The 25,354-nt window shown below is 44.9% G+C and carries 22 protein-coding genes; 7 read left to right on the top strand and 15 right to left on the bottom strand.

The features are described from left to right. Nucleotides 1-125 precede the first annotated feature (125 nt). The 4 genes from ACYPWY_RS09050 to ACYPWY_RS09035 form a co-directional block, all read right to left on the bottom strand. Nucleotides 126-1,535, bottom strand: a complete 1,410-nt coding sequence (locus ACYPWY_RS09050) for a M16 family metallopeptidase (RefSeq protein ID WP_459685204.1) — start codon at nucleotides 1,533-1,535, stop codon at nucleotides 126-128. A gap of 85 nt (nucleotides 1,536-1,620) precedes the next feature. Further along, the gene (locus ACYPWY_RS09045) at nucleotides 1,621-2,934 is read right to left on the bottom strand and encodes a M16 family metallopeptidase (RefSeq protein WP_459685203.1); all 1,314 of its coding nucleotides are present in this window, start codon (nucleotides 2,932-2,934) and stop codon (nucleotides 1,621-1,623) included. Nucleotides 2,935-3,047: 113 nt separating this feature from the next. Next, entirely contained in the window at nucleotides 3,048-4,919 is a 1,872-nt protein-coding gene (locus ACYPWY_RS09040) for an ABC-F family ATP-binding cassette domain-containing protein (RefSeq protein WP_459685202.1), read from the bottom strand. A gap of 148 nt (nucleotides 4,920-5,067) precedes the next feature. Then, nucleotides 5,068-6,660, bottom strand: coding sequence for a mechanosensitive ion channel family protein (locus tag ACYPWY_RS09035; protein WP_459685201.1), 1,593 nt, complete (start codon nucleotides 6,658-6,660; stop codon nucleotides 5,068-5,070). Between the two features lie 96 nt (nucleotides 6,661-6,756). Here ACYPWY_RS09035 and ACYPWY_RS09030 point away from each other — a divergent pair, with 96 nt between their 5' ends. After that, the gene (locus tag ACYPWY_RS09030) at nucleotides 6,757-8,217 is read left to right on the top strand and encodes an ATP-binding cassette domain-containing protein (RefSeq protein WP_459685200.1); all 1,461 of its coding nucleotides are present in this window, start codon (nucleotides 6,757-6,759) and stop codon (nucleotides 8,215-8,217) included. Between the two features lie 123 nt (nucleotides 8,218-8,340). After that, on the top strand, nucleotides 8,341-8,751 hold the full coding sequence (locus tag ACYPWY_RS09025) for a hypothetical protein (RefSeq protein ID WP_459685199.1): 411 nt from the start codon (nucleotides 8,341-8,343) through the stop codon (nucleotides 8,749-8,751). Nucleotides 8,752-8,853: 102 nt separating this feature from the next. Here ACYPWY_RS09025 and ACYPWY_RS09020 read toward each other — a convergent pair whose 3' ends face one another. Both ACYPWY_RS09020 and ACYPWY_RS09015 read right to left on the bottom strand, forming a co-directional pair. Then, a complete protein-coding gene (locus ACYPWY_RS09020) occupies nucleotides 8,854-9,159 on the bottom strand; it encodes a helix-turn-helix transcriptional regulator (RefSeq protein WP_459685198.1) in 306 nt (101 codons plus the stop codon). 168 nt (nucleotides 9,160-9,327) lie between these two features. Next, nucleotides 9,328-9,975 carry an HAD family hydrolase gene (locus tag ACYPWY_RS09015; protein WP_459685197.1) on the bottom strand — a complete coding sequence of 216 codons (648 nt, stop codon included), beginning with the start codon at nucleotides 9,973-9,975 and terminating at the stop codon, nucleotides 9,328-9,330. 419 nt (nucleotides 9,976-10,394) lie between these two features. Here ACYPWY_RS09015 and ACYPWY_RS09010 point away from each other — a divergent pair, with 419 nt between their 5' ends. Continuing rightward, a complete protein-coding gene (locus ACYPWY_RS09010; protein ID WP_459685196.1) occupies nucleotides 10,395-12,734 on the top strand; it encodes a DUF2264 domain-containing protein in 2,340 nt (779 codons plus the stop codon). 193 nt (nucleotides 12,735-12,927) lie between these two features. Here ACYPWY_RS09010 and ACYPWY_RS09005 read toward each other — a convergent pair whose 3' ends face one another. From ACYPWY_RS09005 to ACYPWY_RS08970, 8 genes are all read right to left on the bottom strand, one after another. Beyond that, entirely contained in the window at nucleotides 12,928-13,683 is a 756-nt protein-coding gene (locus ACYPWY_RS09005; protein WP_459685195.1) for an SDR family NAD(P)-dependent oxidoreductase, read from the bottom strand. Between the two features lie 312 nt (nucleotides 13,684-13,995). Next, nucleotides 13,996-15,837, bottom strand: a complete 1,842-nt coding sequence (locus ACYPWY_RS09000; protein WP_459685194.1) for a 4-hydroxy-3-methylbut-2-en-1-yl diphosphate synthase — start codon at nucleotides 15,835-15,837, stop codon at nucleotides 13,996-13,998. 23 nt (nucleotides 15,838-15,860) lie between these two features. Further along, on the bottom strand, nucleotides 15,861-17,846 hold the full coding sequence (dnaG, locus tag ACYPWY_RS08995) for a DNA primase (protein WP_459685193.1): 1,986 nt from the start codon (nucleotides 17,844-17,846) through the stop codon (nucleotides 15,861-15,863). Nucleotides 17,847-17,865: 19 nt separating this feature from the next. Continuing rightward, nucleotides 17,866-18,048: a hypothetical protein gene (locus ACYPWY_RS08990; protein ID WP_459685192.1), complete on the bottom strand. Its 183-nt coding sequence runs from the start codon at nucleotides 18,046-18,048 to the stop codon at nucleotides 17,866-17,868. 448 nt (nucleotides 18,049-18,496) lie between these two features. Next, nucleotides 18,497-19,888 (bottom strand): GDSL-type esterase/lipase family protein, encoded by a 1,392-nt coding sequence (locus ACYPWY_RS08985; RefSeq protein ID WP_459685191.1) that lies wholly within the window; start codon nucleotides 19,886-19,888, stop codon nucleotides 18,497-18,499. Nucleotides 19,889-19,890: 2 nt separating this feature from the next. Next, entirely contained in the window at nucleotides 19,891-20,772 is an 882-nt protein-coding gene (locus ACYPWY_RS08980) for a DUF6599 family protein (RefSeq protein WP_459685190.1), read from the bottom strand. Between the two features lie 12 nt (nucleotides 20,773-20,784). Beyond that, entirely contained in the window at nucleotides 20,785-21,690 is a 906-nt protein-coding gene (locus ACYPWY_RS08975; protein ID WP_459685189.1) for an aldo/keto reductase, read from the bottom strand. 43 nt (nucleotides 21,691-21,733) lie between these two features. After that, nucleotides 21,734-22,930 carry an aldo/keto reductase gene (locus ACYPWY_RS08970; protein ID WP_459685188.1) on the bottom strand — a complete coding sequence of 399 codons (1,197 nt, stop codon included), beginning with the start codon at nucleotides 22,928-22,930 and terminating at the stop codon, nucleotides 21,734-21,736. A gap of 440 nt (nucleotides 22,931-23,370) precedes the next feature. On the opposite strand from ACYPWY_RS08970, the gene ACYPWY_RS08965 reads away from it, so the two are divergent. The 4 genes from ACYPWY_RS08965 to ACYPWY_RS08950 all read left to right on the top strand — a co-directional run bounded on the left by ACYPWY_RS08965 (nucleotide 23,371) and on the right by ACYPWY_RS08950 (nucleotide 24,717). Beyond that, a complete protein-coding gene (locus ACYPWY_RS08965) occupies nucleotides 23,371-23,541 on the top strand; it encodes a hypothetical protein (protein ID WP_459685187.1) in 171 nt (56 codons plus the stop codon). Between the two features lie 545 nt (nucleotides 23,542-24,086). After that, nucleotides 24,087-24,326, top strand: a complete 240-nt coding sequence (gene rpmB / locus ACYPWY_RS08960) for a 50S ribosomal protein L28 (RefSeq protein WP_459685186.1) — start codon at nucleotides 24,087-24,089, stop codon at nucleotides 24,324-24,326. Nucleotides 24,327-24,354: 28 nt separating this feature from the next. Continuing rightward, on the top strand, nucleotides 24,355-24,543 hold the full coding sequence (gene rpmG / locus ACYPWY_RS08955; protein WP_459685185.1) for a 50S ribosomal protein L33: 189 nt from the start codon (nucleotides 24,355-24,357) through the stop codon (nucleotides 24,541-24,543). Between the two features lie 15 nt (nucleotides 24,544-24,558). Beyond that, nucleotides 24,559-24,717, top strand: coding sequence for a DUF4295 domain-containing protein (locus ACYPWY_RS08950; RefSeq protein ID WP_459685184.1), 159 nt, complete (start codon nucleotides 24,559-24,561; stop codon nucleotides 24,715-24,717). 252 nt (nucleotides 24,718-24,969) lie between these two features. On the opposite strand, the gene ACYPWY_RS08945 is transcribed toward ACYPWY_RS08950, so the two are convergent. After that, the gene (locus ACYPWY_RS08945; RefSeq protein WP_459685231.1) at nucleotides 24,970-25,272 is read right to left on the bottom strand and encodes a nucleotidyl transferase AbiEii/AbiGii toxin family protein; all 303 of its coding nucleotides are present in this window, start codon (nucleotides 25,270-25,272) and stop codon (nucleotides 24,970-24,972) included. Nucleotides 25,273-25,354 lie beyond the last annotated feature (82 nt).

Here is a 25,354-nt window from a genome sequence, read left to right as displayed (position 1 = left end):
ATTTGTTCGTAAATATACGAATTAATTTGGAGTTTATCATCCTTGTGTCTTTACCACTTCTAGGAGCCCATGCAAAGGAGTGTACCACCCCGTCGCTCCGCGCCACCCCTCCAAAGGAGGGGAAGTTATTCTACCTCATTTCCATCCTTATCAAAATACCGAACCGTAAAACCCAATTTCTTCAAACCATCGAGCACTTCGGATGCTTTTCCTACCACTACAATTCGTACGCCTTGGTGCAAGATGTATTTTTGGGCGGCAGCTTGCACTTGTTCCAATGTTACGGCGTTGATGCTTTGAATGTAGTTCTCGTAAAAACTGGCCGGAAGGTTTTGTGTTTTTTCCTGAAGGGCGAATCCGGCGATTGTTTGGGGTTTTTCGGCGTTCATCACAAAGTTGCCCAGGTATTTTGCTTTGGCCAAATCCAGGTCGCTTTGTGCCGGAAGCGTTTCGCGTATTCGTTGCAGTTCGTTAAGTATCTCTACCACAGAACTGTCGGCGACTGCGCTCCTCACCGATGCGCTGGCTCTGAAGCTGGAAATATATTTGCTGCCCCTCAAGCTCGAGTAGGCGCCGTATGTCCAGCCATGTCTTTCGCGCAAGTTCTTAAACAGGCGCCCCTCGGCGCCGCTACCCAATATCTGATTGGCGAGCAGGGCGGCAAAATAATCGGGAGAGGTCATTTTAAAATCAACGATATTCCCTGCATATATTTCGGTTTGAGCGGCATTGGGCGCATCCACAAAATCAATTTCGGTTTTGCTGAGGTTTACCGGTTCGGTATAAACACTTTTAGGAGCGGACGCTTGTTTCCATGATGAGAAATTAGCCGTTACCAGGTTTTTCACCTCCTCGGATTTCACATCTCCCACAATGACCAAATAGGCGTTTTCGGGCACAAAATATTTTTTGTAGTAATCCCGAATATCCGTCAGCGTAACCTTATTGATACTTTCTTCGCTCAAATATTCGCCCGAAGGATGATTTTTTCCGAAGGTCAACACCCTGTTCACGCGGCTGGCGATGGCGGGCACATTTTTTTCGTTGGCTCTCAGGTCTTCGAGCAATTTGGCCTTTTCGCTATCAAATTCTTCTTGTGTGAATAGCGGGTCTAAGGCTCCCTGGGCGGTTAGCGAAAGAATTTCGGGGAAGAAGCGCGAAAGCGTTGAACCACTGATGCTATGCACGCTAAAGTTGACCGAAGCGCCGTAATAGTCAATCTGTTCGTTAAACTCATCCTTGCTTATTTTTGTGGCGCCATTGCCCATAACGCTGCTGGCCAAATCGTCCACCCCTTTTATCTCTCCTTCGAGCGATGGCGGATTATCCAGCGACAACGAAAATGTTACCTGAGGCAGTTTGTGATTTTCTACCACCAACACAGTCAACCCGTTGGCTAGCTTAAATGTTTCGGGCTTTTGTAGATTAATTTTGGGTGCAGGCCCTGCTTTCGGTTGTACCGACCTGTCGATTTGCGCCTGCAATGAAAAAGAGATTGTCAATCCGACAACGATGGAATATAGTAGTTGTTTCATAATTTTGTTTATTAAGCCCCCTAAATCCCCCGTAGGGGGAGTTTAAAAGCCTCCCCTGCAGGGAGGTTGGGAGGGGCTGCTGTTATTATTTTTCCGGTACATAATCCAGTACCAGTCGTTGATTTGGGTTCAGGTATTTGTTGGCTATATCGCGTATTTCTTCGCGTGTAATCGAGCGGTATATATCAATCTCTTTGTTGATTAAATTCACATCCTTGTAGAGCATGTAATAAGTCGCCAGGCTGCTGGCAACGCCCTCCAGCGTTGAATTTTGGCGCACAAAATTGTTCTCTATCTTATTCTGGAGTTTCTCGTATTCTTTTTGCGATATAAGTTCGGTTTGGAGTTTCAGTATTTCCTCGTCGATGCCTTTCACTATGTCTTCGCTGGTTTTGCCGCTCATGGGCAGACCGAAAACGATGTATGCGCCATAGTCTTCCTGCGAAAAATTGAGGGCTTCAACTTCCAAGGCCACTTTTTCTTTGTCCACCAGCTTCGAGTACAATCGTGCGCTTTTTCCTCCCGTCAATATGTCCGAAATCATATCCAGCACGTAGGCATCGCGGTCTTTCATCGATGGTGTGCGGTAGGCCACAAGCGCCGCCGGAATCTGAATATTGGGGTCCTCGTATGTTGCATTCAGTTGCGTGAGGATGGGCTTTTCTTTATATTCCGGTTTTTCGATTGCCGCCCCGGGCTGAATTTCCTTGAAATAATAGTCGATCCACTCTTTGGCTTGAGCGGGTTCAAAATCGCCGGCAACAATCAGCACGGCATTGTTAGGTACATAAAATTTTTTGAAAAAAGCCTTAAATTCATCCAGCGAAGCCACATTCAAATGTTCCATCGAACCAATTGTCAGCCAGCGATAGGGGTGATTTTTAAACAAATTCGAGTTGATGGCGTTCAATAGTTGCCCGTATGGACTGTTGTCGTATCGCTTACGCCTTTCTTCCTTCACCACTTCGCGCTGAATATCAACGCCTATCTGGTTAATTACCGGATGAAACATGCGTTCCGATTCCATCCACAAGGCCAGTTGCAGGTTGTTGGACGGAAATATTTCGTAATAATAAGTTCGGTCGGAGCTTGTGTTTGCATTGTTTGCACCGCCGTTCAAACCTACAATTTTATCCCATTCGCCGCGCGCGATGTTTTCCGTTCCTTCAAACAAAAGATGCTCGAAGAAGTGAGCAAAGCCCGTCCGTTCGGGATTTTCGTCTTTCGACCCCACATGATACATCACCGAAGTAACCACCACGGGAGCCGATTTATCCTGATGCAGGATAACGTGCAAGCCGTTGCTCAAGGTGTATTCCTCAAACTCGACATGCTGGGCAAAAGCAGCCGTATTTGCCAACACAAACAGGCTGAATAATACAATTAAAATTCTTTTCATATAATTTTCTACGTTTATAAGTTCAAATCCCAGCCCCCTAAATCCCCCGTAGGGGGAGTTTAAAAGCCTCCCCTGCGGGGAGGTTGGAGGGGCTGCGTCCCCCTACGGGGGATTTAGGGGGCTAATTCCATCCACCGCATAGTTTTTTCATCAATTTCGGCAATCAATTGGCTGATACGATTCGATTTATTTAACAACTCACCGGTGGATAATGTTCCGCTCGATAGTTCGGTTTCCAGCTTTATTTTTTCGGCTTCGAGTTGCGGAATAAGCGTGTCCAGTTCTTCTAATTCGCGCTTCTCCTTGAAACTCAGTTTTTTCTTTTCGTCATTTTGAGGTCGCTCGTTTTTTGCTTTCTCCTCTTTGGGCGCCGCTGCCTGTACTTTTTCTTTTTCCAGCAGTTCCTGAACTTCTTTCCATTCGCGATACTGCGAATAATTGCCCGGAAAATCCTTTATTTGCGCTTTTCCGCCGAAAGCAAGCAGGTGATCGACCACTTTGTCCATAAAATAACGGTCGTGCGACACAACAATCACGCAACCCTTGAAACTCCGCAAATATTCTTCGAGGATATTGAGTGTAACAATATCAAGGTCGTTAGTCGGTTCATCCAGCACCAGAAAATTTGGGTTTCGGATAAGCGCCGTACACAAGTATAGCCGTCGCCTTTCGCCTCCCGACAGCTTGTAGACAAAACTGTGTTGCTTTTCGGGCGTGAACAGGAAATGTTGCAGAAACTGCGAGGCTGTCAACCGGTTGTTGTTGCCCAAGTCGATTACTTCGGCGATGTTTTGCACCACATCCAACACCTTCATCTGCTCGTCGAATTGCAAGCCATCCTGACTGTAATAGCCAAAATTGACCGTTTCGCCAATATCAAATTCGCCTTTATCGGGTTTTACCTCGCCCATCAGCATTTTGATGAAAGTTGATTTGCCGGCGCCATTGTTGCCTACAATCCCCATTTTTTCGTAGCGGGCAAAGATGTAGTTGAAATCCTCCAGTATTTTAATGTCTCCGAAGGATTTATAAATGTGTTTGGCCTCAAAAATCTTGTTACCAATGTACGAACCCTTCATTTCCAGCTTCACATTGCCGGTATCCCGCACTTGTTGCGCTTTTTTCTCCAGCTCGTAATAGGCGTCTATGCGCGATTTGGCTTTGGTGGCGCGTGCCTGCGGTTGTCGGCGCATCCAGTCCAGTTCCTTTCGCAACAGGTTGTTGGCGCGGTCTATCTCGGCGCCTTGCGTATTGATGCGTTCGTCCCGCTTTTCGAGGAAGTAGGAATAGTTTCCCTTGTACTGGAACAACTGTTTTTGGTCAATTTCTATAATTTCGGAACAAACCCTGTCGAGGAAATAGCGGTCGTGGGTTACCATCAAAATGCTCAGCCGCGTACGCTGAAGGTAGCCTTCGAGCCATTCGGTCATCTCGAGGTCGAGGTGATTGGTTGGCTCGTCGAGGATAATTAAATCGGGTTCGGTAATGAGCACGTTTGCCAGCGCCACCCGCTTTAGCTGACCACCCGATAATTGCGCTATTTTCTGCTCGAAATCGGTGATCTTCAGCTGCGAAAGTATTTGCTTGGCACGCTGTTCGTAGTCCCAGGCCTTCAAAGCATCCATTTGCTGCAAAACAGCATCCAGCTTTGACTGGTCGCCCGAAGCCATTACGCATTCGTATTCGGCAATGATGTCGGTGATTTCGTTCCCAGCATGAAAACAGGCCTCGAGTACCGACAAATTTTCGGGATATTTGGGGTCTTGTTCGAGGTAGGCCACCTTCACATCGCGGCGAAACACAATCGCGCCCTTATCGTACGATTCTTTTCCTGTAATAATATTCAGCAGTGTGGTTTTTCCCGTCCCGTTTTTCGCGATAAGTCCAATTCGCTGCCCATCGGCAATGCCAAAAGATATATTTTCGAATAAGACAAGCTCGCCGAAACTTTTCGCAAGCCCATCTATTTGTAGAATTGATGCCATTTTCACATAAGAATTTCATACAAAGTTAAGGGAAAACTCGCAAGATGCAAGTGATAGGGTTCAAAGTTCCAAGTTCCGTAGGAGCGAACCTGTGTGTTCGCCCTCATAATCTGGGCAGACACATAGGTCTGCCCCTACACTCTAATCTCTAACCATTAACTTTCACACTCGTCCGATAATGCGGCGATAGCAATTCCAGTCCTTCGCGGTTGAATACGTCCTGTATGTTTTTATTCAGGTCGGAATAGATGGCGGGCATTTCGTTGGCTTCTTTTGTATATACATTTATCTGGTACTCAACATAAAAGTCATCGAGGGCTGTTTGCAGAACGTAGGGTTTTGGCTCTTGCAATACGTGCCGGGTGTTGGTCGCCGCTTCTATCAGGGCTTCGTGTACTTTTCGCCAAGGGGTTTCATAGCCCATCGTTATGGTTTCGTACAAAATAAGTCCGTAATCTTGTGCCGAGGTAGTGTAATTGATGGTCTGCGCCGTCATTATATTGGCATTCGGAATAGTAATCAGTTCATTTTTAGGTGTTTTTATGCGTGTAACCAGTGGCGTTTTTTCTACCACATTTCCCAAAAATTCCCCCATTTTTATGCGGTCTCCCACTTTGAAAGGGCGCATGTAGGTGATAACCAGCCCCGATACCATATTGCTGATGACCGATGTAGAACCCAACGAAAACAAAATACCCATAAAAACCGAAACTCCCTGAAAAACAGGGGAATCCGACCCTGGCAAGTGCGGAAATATCAGGATGAACATGAATATGTACAAGATGGTTCTTACGATATTGTAGGTAGGAATCGCCCAATCGGGGAAGAAGCCGTTGATGGTTATGGCGCCGTCGTGTATTTTGTCGGCTACCGTCCGAATGGCTTTTATCAAGTACCTGAATATCAATATAATAATTATTATGTAGAAGAGGTCGGGTATAAACGTCTTTATAGCAACGAATACTTTTTTAAGGGGGGTCAGTATATAGTCAATCAACCTGTCCGAAAGCCAAACGGTTTCGGGGAACAGCCGGAAGAAAGTGAACAGGCAAAAGCAAATAATGATAAGGATGCCAATCAATCGAAAGACTTTCAGAACCCAAAGCAATAACGAAATTTGCTTGTCGGCGTCAATAACTGTATATAGTTTTTTTATCGTTCGGCCTTTCTGTTTCTTGACCAATTTTCTCAGTTTCGAGAACAGTATAATCAAGTATCTGAGGCACAGACCGGTTACTGCCAGAATAAGAATAGATAAGCCGATTTGTTTAAGCACAATTTGCCAGCTATGCTGCTCTTTTTCCTTTCGGATGCTATCGACAATGATTTGGGTGTATTCTTTTGCAATTTCCGCTTTGGATTTACCTGTCTCCTTCGATTGCCGGTCGTTGACGGACATTATCGTTTTATCAATGTAGAGTATGTTATAATCGCTTTCGACAATACCTACATGCAGCGAGTCGGCATCGAAAAAAGGGTCTTTCTCCAGCTCTATGATATTTTTTTCGATGGTATGCGCCCGCTGTTTTACCCCAACGGCGCCCAAATCGCCATAAACATAAAATAGCGTATCGCTGAATGGGGCAACCGGCGCGCTTCGCAGGTTTAGCGCTTTTATGGTGTCGATGGCTACTTCTTTCGTCAGCCCGGTTTGTCCTTTTGCGACTGTTTTTTGCGCAAAAGAGGGCGAAGATATTAACGATGAGAGTATTACTACTAATGTTATTCCAATATACCGCATAGTCTTCTATCAATTAATTTCACACAATTGTGCGAATTTAGCTAAATAAATGATTGTTTCAAGTTATTTGATGTATTTTATTGCTAATTTTGATACATGAACGACACTATTATACAAATAGAAAATGCGATACCGCGTTTAAACGAGCTTGCATTCAATCATCCGGTCAACTGGCGTATCAACAAAAACGAGCATTGGGCGGTTATCGGCCCCAATGGTTCGGGCAAAACAATATTGATAGATATGCTTACGGCCAGGTACGCCTTGAAGTCGGGACAAGTAATCTGCAAAGACCCGTCAGGGAACGACCGGAGCATCTCCGGCCTTGTGAAAAGCGTAGCATTCAGCGATATTTACAGTTTATCGGACATAAAAAATAGCTATTACCAGCAGCGATGGAATACCGGCGACATTCACGAGGCGCCGCTTGTGAAAGATTTACTCACTGCCGGAGCCTCCGAACATGGCTGGGTGGAGTTTCTGATACAAAACTTTGCCATCGAAGATTTGGTCGATAAACCCATCAATTTGCTGTCGAGCGGCGAATTGCGAAAATTTCTCATTGTCCGTTCCCTGCTCAAAAAGCCTCAACTGTTGATTCTGGACAATCCGTTTATTGGCCTCGATAAAAAGTCGCGCGGAATACTGAATGACTTATTCGTAAAACTGGCCAATTTGGAAGGCTTGCAAATTGTATTGGTGTTGTCGAATGTCAGCGATATTCCCGGCATGATTACGCATATATTGCCGATTAAAAATAAAACGGTTTACGCCGCCACGTCCCGCGAAGATTTCCTGCACAACGAAAACCTGCAAAAAGACCTCTTCGTTGATGCCGAAAACCTGGATTGGGAACTGTTGAACGAAGACGACAGACCGGTTCTCCCATTCGATAATTCGCTCGAATTTAGGAATATACACATAAAATATGGACAAAGAACTATCCTGAATGGCATAAACTGGCAGCTGAAAAGAGGCGAGAAGTGGGCGCTGCTTGGCGAAAACGGCGCCGGAAAATCGACACTGCTGAGCCTTGTTACAGGCGACAATCCGCAGGCCTATGCCAATGATATAAGCCTGTTCGACCGGAAAAGAGGGAGCGGCGAAAGCATTTGGGACATCAAAAAACACATCGGCTACATATCGCCCGAAATGCACCTCTATTACCAGAAAAATGTATCCTGCCTCGACATTGCCGGATCGGGCTTCTTCGATACAATAGGTTTGTACCGTAAATGCACGGATGAGCAGGAACAGGAAGCCTTGAAATGGATGGCGCTTTTCGGGGTCGAGCGCCTCCGCAACACCTCGTTTTTGCAGGTGTCATCGGGTGAGCAACGCCTGGCGCTTCTTGCCCGCGTATTTGTGAAACGCCCCGATTTGCTTATCCTCGACGAACCGCTGCATGGCCTGGATTCGTCCAATAAAAAACGTGTGAAAGCCATTATCGAAAAATATTGCACAAACAGCAAGTCGCTGATATACGTTACCCATTACGAGCACGAAATTCCCTCCGTTGTGGATAAGCGACTGGTATTGGTAAAAAACGAGAACTGAAAAATTAACAGCTACTTTGTTAAACCTTTTAGTTTAGTAGCAGTCCAAACTATAAATTCATTATATTTGCAACAATGTTGTGGATTTACTTTACAAAATATAAACAATTTAGTGATTAAAAACATGAAACTGAAAAATTTACTCTTTGCGGCATCTATGATTGCCATGTTAACATTGTTCGGCAGTTGCCATGAGTTGGATTCTACCGATATTTACCATTATCGTATAGATTATGTAGAAGGAAATCGTCAAGGGGCACAACTTATTTACGATTATGCTTATAGACAAGGTGTTTTTACCGGCGATTTATCGTTTACCTCTCAAACTACCCGCGACAATGACAACAAAGCATTGGATGTGCTTGATGAAAATGCGGCTAAAATCAGACGCTCCGATTTGAAAGAAATATTGAGCGGAAGATCGTGGATCAATGAATCACGGGTCGTGTTTTATTACAGTGTTTTTAGCGGTACTATGGCAGAGCCCATACTTATTGGAGAGCGGGAATATGTAATTGACCCCAAGTTGTGGTAAAGCAGTAGATTCCATGCTATTTTAAACGCAAAGGCGCGAATGTTTTGATTAACTGTTCGCGCCTTTGTGCGTTTCTTATCTATTACTCCGTGAAATAAAGATTTACATAAGCGCAAACTTTAATCCTAATGCTTGAGAAATAGTTAGGAAAGTAGATAACTGCATATCGGTTTCGCCTTTTTCCAACAAGGCAACGTATTCTCTTTTCTTTCCGATTCTTTCGGCAAGTTGTTTTTGTGTAATCTTCAATTCCTTGCGCTTATCCCGCAATACTTCGCCGTAATACCAAGCAAGGGCTTTGTTTTCAAATTCTATTCGCGACGGTGTGCCGGATTTGCCATGACGTTCATCAAGTAGATCATCTACCGTACGCAATTTTGCTAATTTTTCAGGGTTTAACTGTATCATAAATCCAACGATTTTAATATATTAATAGCCTTTTTTATCTGTTTATTATAATCTTTCGTATCCTTTTTCATAAACGCAAACCTTGAAAAAAGTCCAAATAGGCTGATGCTTAAAGGCTTTCAGCCTTAACTTTCTTGCCTATAACTCCCTGAAAAAACAACCCCCGCATTACCCTCTGCTAAAAGAAATCAAATCATCCAAGCCAAAATTCACAAAATCAGGAATGATTTTATCGCATTTGCCTTCGAGCGATTCTTTGGAGTTGGTGGTGGAGAGACCGATTACTGTCATACCGGCTCTGTTTCCCGATTCCAGTCCGGCGAATGAGTCCTCAAAGACAAAGCAATCTTCGGGTTTGTAGCCTAAATCTTTCGCGGCCAACAGATAACACATGGGGTCGGGCTTGCCCACAGTTATGCGGTTTGCCGAAACGATGGTGTCGAATACCTTTCTGAAATCGACTTCCTTATAAACTGCCGCCAGCTTGACGTCGTCCGAACTGGTTACCATTCCGATTGGTATTCCGTTGTCTTTCAATTCTTTAATAAACTTTGTCGCTCCGGCTATTTCGGGAAACTTCATAGTTTTTTCGTATGCTATCGACTCATCAATCAACGATTGTTTTTCGTTTTTGTTGAGGTGAGAGAAATACCTGGCCAATATATTGGGCAAAGTTGTTCCTTTTACTACCTTTTCGAGGTTTTCGACTCCTGAATTGTACTTCTCGCCCAAATGCTTCCAAAGTACATCGTATTGCGTTTCGGTATCAATCAAAACCCCGTCCATATCAAACAGCGCACAAAATTTTTCTTTCATAACTTGCTTCTTTCTTAAAAACGACATCAAAGATATGAGAATAATGTGAATAATGTGCCAATATGCCAATGATAATAATGTGCTGATGTGTTGATGTGCTAATTGGCGCGAAGCGATAAAAAACGCTGTCATTGCGAGCGCCGACACGCAATCTCTTAATTATTCACATCAACACATCAGCATATCAACACATTATTCACATTAGCATTCTGTGTTTATTGCGCTCATTACCTCATTTTCTTAACTTAATGACATTGGGCTTTAGCTTACGGTTAATAAAGTGTCGTCCCATGCGGGACTAAATACGGGGTGTTATCGGTGAACCCTTTTTCAAGGTTTGCCCTGGAAGGGGTGATAGGTTTTCTGTTTTTTGTAAAATTATTTTTATATATTTGTACGCCAATTAATTAAAAAATATCATGAAGAGAGCATTTGTTTTTATTTTTTTGTGTTTGCCGCTTCTTCTTCGAGCGCAAGAAACTACTGTGCAGACTAAAGATGCAATACGTAACATCATCGTCAAAGTCAATGACGCTTGGCAGGCCGGCAACCCTAATCCGGGCGATCCTTTTTGGCGCCGTGCGGCCTATCATACCGGTAATATGGCTGCTTATTTTGCCACAGGCAAAGAGGCGTACCTCAACTATTCCGAAAAATGGGCGGAACAAAACCAGTGGAAAGGGGCTACATCAAACGATAAAAGCGAATGGAAGTATAGTTATGGAGAAAAGCCTGAATATGTGCTCTTTGGCGATTGGCAAATCTGTTTTCAAACCTACATCGACTTGTATCAACTTCAACCGGACGAAAAGAAAATAGCCCGCGCCATGGAGGTGATGGAGTATGAAATGAGTACGCCCAACAACGATTATTGGTGGTGGGCCGACGGGTTGTATATGGTGATGCCGGTAATGACCAAATTGTATAAAGTAACAGGCAAAGAAATTTATTTGCAAAAACTCTACGAGTACTTTTCGTATGCCAAAAACCTGATGTATGATGCCGATGCCGGATTGTTTTATCGGGATGCTAAATATATTTACCCAAAACACAAAACCAATCAGGGGCTCAAAGACTTCTGGTCGAGGGGAAACGGTTGGGTGTTCGCCGGATTGGCTAAAGTGCTGCAAGACTTGCCTGCAACCGATGCGCATCGAGACGAATACATACAGATTTATCAACGGATGGCAAAGGCGCTCAAGGCATCGCAACAAGCCGAAGGCCATTGGACAAGAAGTATCCTGGATGCCGCTCAAGCCCCCGGATTTGAAACGAGCGGAACAGCGTTTTTTACCTACGCCTATCTGTGGGGAATCAATAATGGCCTGTTGGAAAGGGATATTTATGCGCCCGTGATAGATAAAAGCTGGAACTATTTGACTGCCATAGCTTTGCAGCCGAGCGGAAAAATAGGCTACGTGCAACCCATTGGCGAACGCGCCGACCAACACGCCAATGTGAACAACGAAACAACTGCCGACTTTGGCGTAGGCGCCTTTCTCCTGGCTGCTTGCGAAATGCTCAACAGCCCCCTGAATCCCCCGAAGGGGGACTTTAAAACTTCCCTCTCCTTGAGGGGAGAGGTTGGGGGAGGGGACGACCGCGCCTATTGGACTGATTTGGCGTATCGGATGGCGGCGCCGGTGTTGAGCAATATGAGTAAAGGCGAGTTAAAAAAGAATATGCAGGTAGAAGTCAGCCCCACCTGGGATGGTCGGAGCAAAGATGTTACCTACATGGAGTGCTTCGGACGGTTGATGTCGGGTATTGCCCCTTGGCTTAGCCTGCCCGATGACGATACGGAGGAAGGAAAGCAACGCAAACAACTGCGCGAATGGGCCTTGAAAAGTTATGTTCATGCTGTCGATCCTCAAAGTCCCGATTATTTGCTTTGGCGCAACGAAGGTCAGCCTTTGGTGGATGCCGCCTACATTGCCAGCAGTTTTCTTCGCGCTCCCGAACAATTGTGGCAACCGCTTGACGAACAGACAAAAAAACGGTATATTGCCGAATTTCAACAGTTGCGCCGGATTGATCCGCCCAATACCAATTGGTTACTGTTTTCGGCCATGATAGAAACCTTCCTGATGCAGGCAGACGCTCAATACGACATGTACCGCATACATTCGGCTATCCGTAAAATAGAAGACTGGTACGTGGGCGATGGCTGGTATTCGGACGGCGAGCATTTTGCTTTCGATTATTACAACAGTTATGTCATTCAACCCATGTATGTGCAGGTTTTGCAGGTATTGGTGGACAGAAAAATACAACTGCGCGACAAAGCCTTGGAATCGGTAGCCAAAAACCTGGATGATGCCAAGAAGCGGATGCAACGCTACGGCATGATACTCGAACGGTTTATTTCGCCCGAAGCCTCATTTCCCACATTCGGACGTTCCATGACTTACCGCATGGGCGTTTTTCAACCCCTGTCGTTGTTGGCTTGGAAAGGCTATTTGCCGAAAGAACTGCCCGAAGGACAGGTTCGCAACGCACTGACTTCGGTCATGAAGCGCATGTTTTCGCAGGAGGGGAATTTCAACGAAAAAGGCTTCCTGCAACTGGGTTTTGCCGGTCATCAGACCGGTTTGGCGGATTGGTACACCAACAACGGAAGCATGTATCTTACATCCGAAGTCCTTCTTCCATTGGGACTTCCGGCAAGCCATCCGTTCTGGACAACCGCCCCCTTGGATTGGACAGGAAAAAAGGCATGGAACGGCAAAAGTTTCCCTAAAGATCACTCGATAAGATAAAAATAATAAATAAATTAGCATAAAAAGGCCAATTTGCTCTTTCAGCCTTAACCTGACTGAACACCTACGGCGTTCTGGTTAGTCTTGGAATGTTTTTCTATTGATATGCAAGTCCTAACGGACTACGAGATCCCGTGTCAAGCACGGGATGACAGATTTTTGAGACAGCCCCTTTTTCGTTTACTAACCGCTCTTATTTAGCCAAATAACCGCCATCCACCGCAAAGTAGCTGCCATTGCAAAACGAGGCTCTATCGCTGCTCAACCACAATACCAAATCCACAATCTCGTCAATCCGCCCCAATCGTCCCATGGGGTGTTTCGAGACCAGGAAATCGTAGGCCTCCTTGTCTTCCGTCAGCTTTTTTGTCAGTTGGGTTTCCACAAATCCGGGACCGACAACGTTTGCCCGAATACCCAATTTGCCGTATTCCAAAGCCACATTTTTGGTTAACCCGACCACGCCATGTTTGGCCGCCACATAGCCACACGAACCGGCAAAGCCCACTTGTCCCAGAATGGAGGACATGTTGACAATAACGCCACCGCCGGTTCTCAGCATGGATGGTATTTGATAATGCATTCCATAAAATACGCTGGACAGGTTGATTTGAATAATCTTGTCCCAGGCATCAACCGGATAATCGCCAATGGGAGCGTTCGATCCCCCAATACCGGCATTGTTGAATGCCAGATTTAACTTGCCAAACTCCTGAATGGCTTTTTTCACTACGTTTTCATTGTCTTCGGGTTTTCCCACATCTGCTTTCACAAAAATAGCCTTTCCGCCCGATTTTAGAATTTTATCCACTGTTTCTTCGCCTTTCTCCACATCAATATCCGAAACAACGACCTTAGCGCCTTCCTTCACATACAACAACGACATTGCCTGACCAAAACCGGAACCTCCTCCGCTTACAATGGCCACTTTTCCTTCTAATAGTCTCATGATTTCTACAATTTAATGGTTAAGCCAATCCTATAACCGGCTTCGATAAGTACAGCTTGCTTGTCAATATCTCTCTTCTTCAAATATAGGCATAATATTTGAGAAAACCTAGTTTATTGGGGGTTAATATGGGGCAAATGCATGAAAAATTTTAGAACCATTGTTACGAATGAGATTCCGACCAGAGGGAGGAATCTCCTGCTCATATCAGCAACTTTACCGAAAGGCATAAGCAGTAAATTTTTTCATGCGTTTGCCCTGAGAGTTTATAAGGGCTTTTGTTCATTAAATATATTTCACCCCACTTTCAAACTATTCATCCACCCAATCCCCATTATCCTTAATCAGTTGAATTAACCGTTCCACTGCTTGTTCGGAGGGGATGCTTTTTTCGATGGCTTGTTTTTTCTTGTAGAGCGTTACTTTCCCTTTTTCGGCTCCCACGTAGCCATAATCGGCATCGGCCATTTCGCCCGGACCGTTGACGATGCATCCCATTATGCCTATTTTGAGGCGCTTGAGGTGTGAGGTGGCTTCTTTTATCTGGGCGATGGTGGTTTGCAAATCGAACAGGGTGCGTCCACAGCTGGGGCAGGAGATGTATTCGGTTTTGCTGGTGCGCATACGGGCGGCCTGCAAAATGCCGAAAAGGCAGGCGTCTGTCTTTTCCGGCAATATCTTGCCCGAATTGCTGATTGTCAGTCCATTGCCGAACCCATCGAGAAGTATTGTTCCGAAATCGGCGCTTGCCTTGATTTGTAGATCTTCGATTTCGTTTTCGGCATATTGAAGCTGTAACACGACCGGCGTCTCGCAGTTTTCATTCATTAAGGCATGAATAAAGGCGCGCAATTCACCTACCGGATTGATGTGTTCCGAGCTTAAAATAACAACAACCGTCTCGTTTTGCTTAAGAAAGGAGAGTATCTTTTCGTCCAGTTCGGGATAGCTAAGCCGAAGAAATTTAAGGTTGGTATCGGTACTTTCTATTTTTTGATAGTTCGATGTGTTAAATAACGGGTAGGTGTTTTCTTCACCTGTCCAGTAACCGGCATCAATAATGGCAGGGATGAACTTCGGCGCATTGGCCGGAAGTTTCTCGCCAACATACACATAGTCGGGCAGGAACTGTGTGTTAAAATCCAGATTGCCTGTTGTTCTGTCCGAAATAACAACCGGGGCATTGTCGCCGCCGATATTTCTCAGGCTGTATGTTTTGCGCTTGTCGGTAGCAAAAGGCGAAAAGTCTTTGTTCTGGACGGCCTTTATTTCCGCATGATTCTGTCTTTGGGTAATGTATCCGGCCAATTTTTGGGCGACAGGCGCCTCACGTTCGGGGTCTTCGCTTAGCGATACGCGGATGGTATCGCCGATGCCGTCGGCCAGTAAAGCGCCGATGCCGACAGCCGATTTTATGCGCCCGTCTTCTCCGTCTCCGGCTTCGGTAACGCCCAGATGCAGCGGAAACGCCCAGCCTTCTTTTTCCATTCCGGCGACCAACAACCTCACCGATTTGGTCATAACTACCGTGTTGGACGCTTTTATGGATATAACAATATCGTGAAAATCAGCCTGCACACAAATGCGGAGAAACTCCATGCACGATTCTACAATACCTGCCGGAGTGTCTCCATAACGGCTCATAATCCGGTCGGAAAGCGATCCGTGATTCACCCCGATGCGCAAGGCCGTTTTATGCTCTTTGCATATATCCAGCAGGGGTTGCAAGCGGGTTTTTATTTTTTCTATTTCGGTGGCGTATTCTTCGGCGGTGTATTCAAATGTGGCGAAGGTTTTTACTCTGTCAACAAAATTACCCGGATTAATGCGCACTTTTTCCACCGTTCTGGCTGCTGCCTCTGCCGCTTTCGGGTTGAAATGGATGTCGGCAATAAGCGGGGTGGTGTAGCCTTGTTGGCGGACAATTTCCTTTATGTTTTTCAGGTTTTCGGCTTCTCTCACTCCTTGAGCGGTCAGACGAACGTAATCGGCTCCGGCTTCTATTATGCGGATTACCTGCTCGGCGCTGGCCTGCGTATCGTTGGTATTGGTATTGGTCATCGACTGAATCCGAATGGGATTCTGCCCGCCGACCGGGGTGTCTCCGATTTGCGTTTCGGAGGATATTCTTCTTTTATAATTAAAATAGTTCATAAGGTTTTAACATTTTTCTAGTTCTACCAGCGCACGATAATCCGTTCGCCCAATGCTTTGGCCAGGGTCTTTTTTATTTCGAGTAATTTGTTTTTCTTTTGCAACAATTCGATTACTGCATCTGTATTTTTTTCTTTTTCCTTTTCTTTCATCAACGTCATCAATGCCTTTATTTGCAGGGAGATATAGGCATCCTTCAACTCGGTGAGCACACGCGGAACAAGCACGGCCAGATTTTTCTCTTCGGCTAGTGGCGTATCTTCCTTTTTCAGGTTTTCGCCAAATTTTTTGAGGTGTATTTTACTCAATTCGTACCTGTCTTCGAGTATTTCGGCGGTAATTCGGCTGATTTCCTGATTGGGGTGCGCCAAAAAATAACGGCTGGAAACAAAATCCGCATCGTTCAGGTGTTGCAGGCATTCATCCAGCATTTGTTTATAGAGTTGATGCTGGAACCAAAGCCCATCGCGTTTCAGGTCAAAATCAATGTATTGCATCACTGTAGTTGGATTTGTTTCCTGCTCGGGGTCGTTGTTCGTAAACAGCCTTTTGTCGCCGTAACGCACCAAGTAATACAGGATGGAATACTCAAATTTATCGAGTTCCGATTCCTCTAATTTGATTATATTCTGAGGTGGAGGCGTTTCCGATGGTTCTGGTTCTTCGTTCGATGCTGTGTTTTGTCTCAGTGGCTTCTTTTCGAGGGCAGTCAGTCGTTTTTTGTTGACTTCTCCTATCAAAACCCGCTCATCTACACCCATCAACACACTGCAATCTTTGAGGTAAACCGTGCGAATAATTCCATCGGGAATAATGGAAATGCTGTTTACGATGTCCGAAATAAGCGCCGCCCGTTTAATCGGGTCGTTTCCGGCATCGTCCAACAGCAACTGTGTTTTGAAGCGAATGAAATCGGTTTCGTGTTCTTTTATGTAATTGTTGAAACTTTGGGCATTTTGTTTTCGGGCAAACGAATCGGGGTCTTCGCCATCGGGAAGCAGCAGGACTTTAATATTCATCCCTTCTTCCAGTAGCAAGTCGATTCCGCGCAGGGCGGCTTTTATACCGGCGGCATCACCGTCGTAAATCACTGTTACGTTGGGGGTAAACCGGTGTATCAGCTTAATTTGTCCGTGCGTAAGGGCAGTACCCGACGAAGCGACCACATTCTCAATACCGGCCTGATGCATCGAAATAACATCGGTATAGCCTTCCACCAAAAAACAGCAGTCGGCCTTTGTAATGGCTTGTTTGGCCAGAAACAACCCGTAAAGCACATCGCTTTTATGATAAATAACACTTTCGGGCGAGTTGATGTATTTCCCCGTGTTTTCCACTTTCTTCAGAATACGCCCGCCAAAAGCAATCACTTTGCCCGATAGCGTGTGAACCGGAAACATCACCCGCCCACGAAAACGGTCAACCACGTAATTGTTGTCCCCCTCAATGGTGAGGCCGGTTTTCACCAGATAGTCCTTGTTGTAGCCATTCCTCAGCGCTTCCTGTGTGAATGCATCCTTTTGTTCGAGGCTGTAACCCAGTTCAAACTTGCGGATAATATCTTCACGGAAACCTCTTTCTTTAAAATAGCTTAGTCCAATCGTTTTCCCTTCGAGGTGGTTATGCAAGGTGTTTTGGAAATAGGTTCGGGCATAATCGTTCAGGATGAAAAGGCTTTCACGCTCGTTGTAGGCTTCTTTTTGTTCGTCTGTCAGCTCCCGTTCCTCGACCTCAATGTTGTATTTTTTTGCCAGATATTTCAGCGCCTCGGTATAGCTCAACTGCTCGTGCTTCATAATGAAATGAACAGCCGAACCACCCTCGCCGCACGAAAAGCACTTGCATATATTTTTTGAGGGAGAAACGTAAAACGAAGGCGTCCTGTCGGAGTGAAACGGGCACAACCCCACCATGTTCACCCCCCTTTTCTTGAGGGTAACAAACTCCGACACCACATCAACAATCTGTGCGGCATCCATGATGCGGTTTATCGTAAACTGGTCTATCATCGTTTTTGACTAAGCAAATTTACGAAAAAATAATGGTTAATGGGTAATCATCGGCGAATGTTTTCAGGGCAAACGCATGAAAATTTGGCTGCTTATACCTTTCGGTAAAGTTTCTGATATGAGCAGGAGATTCCTCCCTTTGGTCGGAATGACGGTCTCCTTTTTGGGAGAGGGGATGAGGAAGTGGCGGCGAAGCCGCCACTTCCTCATCCCTTAAACCACTAACAGGCGAGTCATTCCGACCAAAGGGAGGAATCTCATCCGTAACAGTAGTACTAAATTTTTCATGCGTTTGCCCTGCGAATGTTTTAAACGCAAAGACGGAAAGGCGCGAAGATAATGTGCTAATATGCCAATGTGAGTAATTGGAGCGAAGCGACTATAAACTGACTGTCATTGCGGGCTCCGACCCCGCAATGACAGAAATAAATATGATCGCGGCACGCCACGACCATACATTATTCCTGTTATTCACATTGCAATTTATAAAATTATTTGCGCGAATTTGCGTAATCCGCGTTCTTTCTGTGTTCGACTATTTACCCCCCCACATTTCCGGTAGGTTCCGAGATTGCGGGTCAAGCCCGCAATGACAATTCTTGTAGGGGCGTTTCGCAAAACGCCCCAATCTATCTCACCCCTGCATCCATTCACCTGTAAGTCGCCTCCAATATAAAATCAACTATGGGTGTTGGATTGGGCAGGCTGTGCGGATGGTGCTTGAATCCGGGTTTGACTATTACGGTAATCTCTCCCTTGGCTTCTTTTATCTTTTTCTCGAACAAAAATGTTTGGGTTTCGGGCGAAACTACTTCGTCGGCATCGCCACACAGTATCAGGATGGGGTATTTTCCTTTCACTATCTCTTTTATTTTGTCCATCGGGCTTTGCCTGAAGTTTGCTACATCTTCTTTTGTTTTCAGGTTATAGTCTGCCATAAAGTCTTTTGTCATCTGGCCTTCCATGCGTCCCAAGAAGAATTTGTAGTCGAGCAGGGGATTGTCCACATACACGCAATTCACTTTGTCGGGATTTGCTATCGCCCAGTTGAACGAATACACGCCACCACGGCTCATGCCCTCCATCGCCGACTTTTTCGACAAGCCCGCTTTTTGCAGCAGCTTGTAAAAACCTTTCCACAGAGCTATGTTCTCCTTGTTGCCCATCAGTTCGGCTGCATCGCAATATACTACGTGGAAACCGCGTTCCAACAAGGCCACTTCGGCTTGTGGCTCGTGTCCCCAAAAGCGTGTGCGCCATATCCACGGATGACCTTCTGCTGCGACTTTCGGTTTGGCTATTTTGCAATCCCGCCCCTTATATTTGAAGCTGGCACAGGCATATCCGCAATAGGAACCGGTGGTGTAAGGCAGGTCTAATTTCTTGAAAATATCGAATCCGGCATCTGTCTTCAGCACAATCTGGTCGTACAATCGCTTGGCGACTATGGCCGATGCTTCTTTGTTCGGGTGAACATTATCGGCATACAAATCCCGTCTTCCGAGAAATAGCGGATGCATATCTATTATTTCCATGTTGTCCTCAAAGGCAACTTGCCGGAGGCGGGGAATAATCCGCTGCACAATAACCGGATCGAATATCTGGTTGGTGTCAGGCTCAAAAGAGGTGAACGGCAGCAGCACAATAACACGCGGATGAGACGGCAAGTCGGTAAACGATTTCACCAAATCGCGGCAATCCTGCTGCATTTCGTTGTAAAAAGGACGGTTGATTCCCTTGGCATCGTTTCCGCCCAAGTCGATAAAAACAATGTCGGGATTGCTTTTCAAGGCTGCCTGATAGGCTCCGGTTTTCCAATACGGCAGATTTCCTTTGCGCAAGAGGGTGGTACCGCTTACACCATAATTGTCAACCTGATAGCCGGATCCGAGTAAACTGCCCAACTGCCCGGGGTAAGAATTTGTTTTGTGGTTTCCGGCGCCAACGCCTTCGGTGATGCTTGCGCCCACACAAGCTACTTTTATCTGTGCCTGAGCCGTTGAAAACAGAAATACGGAAAGGGCTATCAGTATAGTTCTCATAACTAGTTGTTTTTCAGGTTAGATAAGTTGGTATATACCTCGTTGAGTAACTCGTAGGCATTGGCCGCTTTGCTTCCGCTTTCCGAGAAAATACCGATGAGGTACTGTCCTTTCCAAAGCGCGGGAATATCGCCGTTGTACCGGTCTTTAATCGTCAATTCTCCCTCCCGAAAATCCAGGGCTTGCTTGGTGAAACCGAAATATTTGTTCAGGACTTCCTTGGCTCCATCGCTGGTTTTGGCGTCAATAACAAATAGCTGGAAGGGTTTGTTGTTGCTGTCGTTGTAAGTGCAGGTATAAACTTCGCTCAGAAATTCGTGGCCGATGTAGTTGGATGTAATGTAGGTTTCGGTGTGTGCAACTTTTCCATTGGCCGGAAATGCTTTCACAACCGGCGGATAACCGGCATTCGGATCTATTTTTTTGGCCAGTTCGCCGGCTATCTGCACCAATAGTTCACCAACGTTAGTGGATGAACTGCCCGACATTTTCACATAAACGCTTCCGGCAAAAAAGTAGAAGTTTTCGTCATCGCCCTGTGCTTCACCGCCAATAGGGTAGAATTTAAGTTCGGACGACCGTTCGGAAGTGTACATCCCAAAAGCGTCTTCGGGGCTTTCGTGCCGGTAGGCTTGTATGGTTATGTAGTCGTCTCCCTTGGTATATTCCATGGCGGTCATTTCCCTGAATTTATTTTCGATAAACAGGGGAGCCGCTCCGTTTATCCGGTCGAAAAGATTTTCGGGGTTGAATGTTTCGATGTTTTCGCTAATCGTCCATCCGGTTATTTCCGGCAATCCCAATTTCAGTTCTGCCGGCGTTTGTGCCGCCAATCCTTCTATTCCGAGTACGAATGCTGCCAACAGGCATTTAAAAGTTTTCATAAATATAAATGGTTATGTTAAAAATTCAGTCAGGTATTCTGCTTCGTCCGCAGTCAAGCTCCCTTGGGTGGCGGCGATGCATTCTTCCAATTGAGCGTAGCCCGATAATTCGGGGACTGCTGTTGTGATGTATTTGTTTTGCCAAATCCATTTGAGGCAGGCTTGTGCGTTTATCTTCTTTTGTTCTGTGCCTCCGTCCATTGTTTTCATGGCAATGATGCCCATTCCGGCTTCGGCTGCCTGTTTTATTGCGTTGTTGGTTTCGTTCAGGTTCTTTATTCTGAAGTTGTAGCTTATCAATGCCACATCGTAAATACCTGCTGCAATGGCTGTTTCAACTAATTCGGGCAGTTGGTTCTGAGACGAAAACCCAATGAAACGGGCTTTTCCATCCGCCTTTATTTTCTTCACGGCAGCTATAACCCGCTCGTCTTTAAGTTTATCCGCCCGATGAATGGAATGCAGGTAGAGCAGATCGACATAGTCCATCTTTAACCGTCTGAGGCTTATGTCCAGTTTCCGGTTCAGTTCTTCTTCAAAGTTATCCCTTAGTGGGTAATCGAACATTATCTTGGTCGAAATAAAGTACTTGTCGCGCGCTTTCCTTTCAAAGAAATTCCCCAACAGTTCTTCGTTTTTCCCATTCTGATAGCTATGTGCGGTATCGAAATGGAACAATCCGGCCTTGAAAGCGGCTTTCAGCACATTGCGGTTATCAGGCCTGTCGATACCCAGACTCAGGATGGGGAGCATTACGCCAGTTTTTCCCAATGGGCGCATCGGTATTTTCCGCGCTTCTGTCGCCGTAATTTCATCTAAAGTAAATGCGCTGAGATTGGACATTAAGAATACTCCGGCGCCCATTGTAGTGGAGAGCCGGAGAAAACTTCTTCTGTCGATTATCCCTTCTTTCTTCATATTCAATTCGCTGGAGTACAGGATGATAGAAACGAAAGAATTGTCAGGTTAAAAATTCGTTCGGTACTTGCATCACCGGCATGATAGCCGCAATTTTTCTGGCTACATCAAAGCCCGACGGGCATTTTACTTTACATGAGCTACATCCCGAGCAGTCATCTTGTTGGGCTAGATTCAATCCCAAGAGGGTATCTTTGGCCAGTTGTGCATGTTGATAGCCATACGAGTACATGTAGGCCCTCATGATTTCGGGAATCGGCAGATGTTTTGTGCACTGCGTTTGACAGGTGTCGCAGCGTTGGCAGAACAGCATTTCTTTATCAAGCAAGCCCGCCAGATACTCTTCTTCGCCCGAAGTCAGGGTCGAATTTTGGGCTGCGGCCAGGCATTCGTCAAATTCGTCGTAGTTCGAGAATCCGGGAATGGCTGTGGCGATGTTTTCGTTTTTCCATACCCATTTGAGGCAGGCTTGTGCGTTTATTTTCTTTTTACCTTCGGCATCTTCCTTGGCGCCGGTCATTGATTTCATGGCAATAATGCCTATCCCTGCTTTTACGGCGCGCTCTATGGCTTCGTCGGTTTCCTTCATGTTCTTCAGCTTGAAGTTGTAGCTCACCAGTATCACATCGTAGATTCCGGCATCGATGGCCGCATGAATCTGGTCGGGTTTAAGCGCATGGGTCGAGAACCCGATAAAGCGGGCTTTGCCTTCTGCTTTTACTTTTTTCAGCATGGCAATCATTCGCTCGTCGCTTACTTCGGGAACACCGCGCAAGGCATGTGCATAAAAAATATCCACATATTTCATTTTGAGCCGCTGTAAACTCAAGTCCAGTTTGTCGGCCAGTTCTTTTTCCGCATTTTCTTCCAGCGGGTATTTCAACTCAACTTTCGTTGAAATGAGGAACGAATCGCGGGGTTTGTCTTCAAAGAAGTTCCCCAGCATTTCTTCATTTTTCCCGTTCTGATAGCCATGAGCCGTATCGAAATGGAACAAGCCCGAATTGTAAGCGGCACGCACTACATTCGGATTATCGGCACGCATAACCCCCATGCTCAGGATGGGAACTTTTATGCCTGTTTTGCCCAGTGTGCGCACAGGAATTTTGCCCGGTTCGTCTGCAACTACCGCCGATTTGTTTAATGTAGATGCTGTAACTTCGGGAATAAACAATGCTCCCGCTCCAACTGTGGCCGAAAGTCGAAGAAAATCTCTCCGGTTGACACCTCTTTCTTTCATGTTCTTAATGTATTAAGCAAGTGTATATTATTTCATGATTTAATAGACTACGCCATCCCACAGTTCAAGCCTTTACAGGGATTTGCTACTGTGTTTTTTATTCCTACAAATATAGGAATATATATTTGAATCGGCACAAGTTTTAGGTTCAAAAATTTCTAGGGATGAACCTTAAAGCAAACGCATGAAAGAAGTCCGAATAGGCTAAGGCTGAAAGCCTTTAAGCATTAGCATAGGGCAACTACCTATGTAACAGCAGGATAGCGATTAAGACCTGAAAGGGCGCAAGCAATAATCGTCCTCAAAAGGCTCACGCCCTTTCAGGGCTAATACGCCGATTCATAGCTATATATGGCGTTGCCCAGTTGTGTTCGGAAGATTGTAATTATTTTGAATAACAAAGATAGAGAAATAATTGATTGAATATAAATTATAAAGCTATGAGACGAATAGGATTTTTAAATTGTGCTTTAGTTTGTTTTCTTTTTGTGTGTACTGTCGCTTGCGATAAAGAAAATCCAATCGCTGAAGATACTCTTCCTGCAATAGTTAAGGATGCTTTTTTGAACAGATATCCCAAAGCCGTTATCTCAGTTTCCCGCAAAAACTAGCAATAATGTAGAGCATTATGTTTTTCTTAATGATGACGGGTTGTTTCTTGCAAAGTTCACATGGATTATCAACGACCCCTCCTGCTTTATTGAGCTGCCGGAAAGCCACTTTAGCTGAGTACTTTATCTTCCATGAGGGAAGTATCAAATATGTTTTTTTTGGTGGAATAATCGCAACAGAACACGGTTTTTGGAAGGAAACAAGGTATGAATTGAGTAAAGACACCGAAGTACCGGACAATGTAGCTCAACAGTGGAAAAAAAACAGATCCGGATTTCACTTATACAAACCTTTATTACATCGAAGCAGAATGGGAAAATCAGTATCTTTTTGTGGATATGAACCATAAGAGTGAATTAGGCTACTATATCGGTGAAAATTCTAAATCATTTTAAGAACGTCCAAGTCCATTTGCCCTAAAATTAATTATAAAATAAATTTGTCAGAAAAAAAAAAGTACTATCTTTGCACCCTCGATTAACCATTACAATTCCATACAAAGTACAAGTTAATTAAGAAAGCAAATAATAAAAAAACAATAGCAATGTCCAGGATTTGTCAAATAACAGGAAAAAAAGCTATGGTTGGCAACAATGTTTCCCACTCTAACAAGAGAACAAAGCGGAAATTTAACGTCAACCTATTCAAAAAGAAGTTCTACTGGGTAGAAGAAGATTGTTGGGTTAGCCTGAATATATCGGCTGCAGGTCTTCGTTTGATTAATAAAATCGGGTTGGATGCAGCAATTAAGAAGGCTGCAAACGACGGTTCTTTGAATGCATAAATTAATTTAAAGGAGGAACTGTAAAGAAATGGCTAAAAAAAGTAAAGGCAACAGGGTACAAGTGATACTCGAATGCACCGAACATAAAGAAAGTGGTCTGCCGGGAACATCAAGGTACATAACCACCAAAAACAGAAAGAATACGACTGAAAGGCTTGAGTTGAAAAAATACAACCCAATCCTCAAGAGAATGACCGTTCACAAAGAAATCAAGTAAAGGAGATAAACTACTATGGCAAAGAAAACAGTCGCAGGTTACCGTGACCAATCTTCGAAAGATGGTCGTAGTTACACAAAAGTGATTAAAGTGGAAAAGTCGCCAAAAACAGGGGCTTATACATTTAAAGAAGAAATGGTTCCGAACGAAGCCGTAAAGGACTATTTTAAATAGGATACTCAGAGTATTAGAGATATTAAAAGCCTCTTGCCATTATTGGTTGAGAGGCTTTTATTGTTTCCATCTTTAGTTGTTTTTGTGGGGTGGAAAAGCCCGCCCCTGATTAGCTATTTGACAGATTTCTTTTCCGGCTTATACTCTTTTAGATTTTCGATGTAGCCGGGTAATTCGTCCCAATTCGGGTTGTCACATTTCAAATCAATGCAAATATCATATACCTGTTTTTTCTTGGGCTTCTACATTCCTTTATAAATCGTTACATAGAAATATGGGACGGCCGCCGCCTAAAAGAGAATAGAAAAAACCTTTTTTTATCTGTTCAAAATCGGTTATCCTGTTGAAAATCAATTTTATATCAAATAAATCGCGTAGGTGTTGCCTGTCGAGCGCTGCTGATATTTTGCCTCCATAAAGTTGTGATACAGATACGATTCTTGATTCGCAAAAGGTTTTAAATTCTATTTGCGCCAAATTACATAACGGTAGAACTAACGATGGCCCTACCGTAAGCCTTCGCTCCTCCGCATCTTGCCCAGTTTGCCCGCTCACCTTACCTTTGCCAAAAAAAAAGAAATGCACAAGCCAAGTAAACGCAGATTAAGTACAGAGGAAGGCTTCGCCATCATTGCGA

This window comes from Viscerimonas tarda (assembly GCF_054601255.1).
This window is presented reverse-complemented; position numbering and strand designations above follow the sequence as displayed.